The organism is Psychrobacter sp. FME13 (genome assembly GCF_014861395.1).
GTDB lineage: Bacteria > Pseudomonadota > Gammaproteobacteria > Pseudomonadales > Moraxellaceae > Psychrobacter.
In genome coordinates this window covers 1-2,357 of record NZ_RRYV01000254.1, presented here as the reverse complement: position 1 = coordinate 2,357, position 2,357 = coordinate 1, and the positions used below count along the sequence as shown (strand labels likewise).

Genomic DNA, 2,357 nt, shown 5'->3' with positions numbered 1-2,357 from the left:
TTCTTTGGGTTAGTATAGCCTCTTAGCAGTTGTCCAATTTAATTATGCCACTACATAGTGATCGCGGCGTTCAGTACTTATCCATTCGCTATACTGATAAGATGGCTGATTCTGGCGTCATTGCATCTGTTGGTACAACGGGTGATTCATACGATAATGCGTTGGCTGAAACGGTTAACGGGCTTTATAAAACAGAGGTGATTGAATATTTAAAACAGCAGTGGCAAGGTGTGAACGATGTTGAATTAGCAACCCTAGAATGGGTCGATTGGTTTAACAAAACTCGCATTCATAGTACGATTAGTTATGTGTCGCCTTTTGAGTTTGAGAGACGATACTATGATAGTCTTTGTGAGTCAGACAAAGCTGCCTGACTCAAGCAATCCACTCTCCGATATAGTCGGGGCGGTTCACCTTCTTGTTTTGCCTTTCCTGATATATCAAAACACTCCGCTCACGCTCAACCTCTCTTTTATAGTACATCAATATATCGATCAGCTCACTTACGTTGTTGTGTTCCCAAATCACTTCATCAGGGTATTGATCACCAACAATACGCTGTGCATTACGAAAGAAAATATCAATAGGCTTTAAATAAACAAGCCCTTCATCAGCCTCGTAGTGATACATAAATGATTGATATAGATCGTTCAGTTTGTCCATTACCGAATCAATATCCAAGTCTCGAAAGATAATATTGATTACTAATTGATGAACTTTAGTAAATACTTCTGTTTGGTTGCGGTTGATGTATTTCATGGTATTACTCCTATGTGGTTTGTCTTGCACATAGTAGAGTCATGCCATATTTTTTAATTCTTTCTGCTGGTAATTTGGTTGGCTGATAGGCAGCGTGGTGACGCTGCTATATATAATAATATAAATAACCCATTAGTGTAGCTTATAAATACTGCTGGAATATCGATAGTATATTTGACTATATTCGTATGGAATGCAGTGTATATCGAGGATATTGTGATTGGTGCATTTAGCTGACAACAAGTTTTGAATGATACATCAGAAGTCACACTTACCAACTTTTATGCATACGGGAAACGCGTCAGCACATCTGTAATATATATTACACCAAAGTAAAAATATCGAAGTCAATCTTTAACAAATTATTGGTACTGCGCATTTTACTTGACATACTATTGATACCAAGCCATCTTAGACCAATGAAATATTGACATAGTAAGTATTTATATGAAAAAATTATTACTATATTATTACTATTAATTTATTTAAATATTATTAGTTTTTTATTTTAAAATTATTTAAACTTTAGTAGAATATTACTTAGATAACCAACTGAAGGATAAAAAATGACTGATAATTTTATCAGAGATTCTGTAGTAAACTCTAATAAGCAGAAAGGTAGGAATCTTAAACTAACTCAAAGGCAGGTTAATATTGCGTTAAATGAATTGACTTTAGATGGATATAACGTGGACCTTCCTAACGATTTAGAGTATCTAAACACTACTTGTAATAGCCTTGAGTTAACAGAAAGTTATAGAGAATCACTTGTTAGTTTTTCTAAATCTAATGTATTGCCTGATGAGTCTATAGCTTGGCTAAAAAATGATCTAACAGCAGCTTTATGGTTCGATCATTACTCGTATAAATATAAGCATAATCTTTCATTTTTCTGGGGAAATTACTCCGCTGACTTTCAAAACAACTTGATTACGTGTTTTGATTTGACAAACATAATTTCATTAGACAGGGATGGGGTTGAATATAATGATTATAGAGTTGAATGGAAAAGAAACTTTATGAACGAAGCTAAAAGCTTGTATAATAAAGTACTGACTACACCGCAAGACCTAGAATGGTTAGATAGAAAAAGTGAGAAACAAATTTTTTGGGCGCATAGCTACTTAAGTAAATATGGATATCTTATCGAGAACCCATTATTCCTAAGTAATGATCTGAGCACTTACTATATACAGATCTGCGCATCTCTAGACGCGCTAGATATTTTTGGTCATAGAAATAATCATCCATATAAGATGAGCCTACATAAAAAAGAAATAATCAGAAAAATGCGTAATGCATGGACTCAAAGAAGATTTCAAGGTAAGAGAGACGCCGAGACTGCTCAAGAGCACTTCTTAACCAGACGCCATATGAATAGGCTTAAAAAATTAGCTAGCGAGTATGGAGTAAGTAGCGCAGAGTATCTTCAGCAACTGATTGATGAAGCTTACAATAGTACTGAATAAAAAATAGTAGTAGTAATATGAAAAGTGAATTTCATGTACACTGATATGTACACTAAATAATACTCAACTTAAAAAGGGAGTTTCCCAAACTCTGTGTAACTGCTTATAATCCACTAACAGGAGAATAAG

Annotated in this window: 2 protein-coding genes and 1 pseudogene; 2 read left to right on the top strand and 1 reads right to left on the bottom strand. The window is 34.3% G+C overall.

The features are described 5' to 3' along the window. Positions 1 to 53: 53 nt before the first annotated feature. Positions 54 to 374 (top strand): annotated as a pseudogene (locus EI164_RS15680) (integrase core domain-containing protein); the annotation flags it as partial. A 1-nt stretch (position 375) separates the two neighbouring features. Here the strand turns inward: EI164_RS15680 and EI164_RS15675 are convergent. Further along, entirely contained in the window at positions 376 to 759 is a 384-nt protein-coding gene (locus EI164_RS15675) for a hypothetical protein (RefSeq protein ID WP_192520909.1), read from the bottom strand. Positions 760 to 1,325: 566 nt separating this feature from the next. Between EI164_RS15675 and EI164_RS15670 the strand changes: the two genes are divergently transcribed. Continuing rightward, complete coding sequence (locus tag EI164_RS15670; protein WP_109590329.1) at positions 1,326 to 2,228, top strand: hypothetical protein; 903 nt, start codon at positions 1,326 to 1,328, stop codon at positions 2,226 to 2,228. The last annotated feature ends 129 nt before the right edge of the window (positions 2,229 to 2,357 follow it).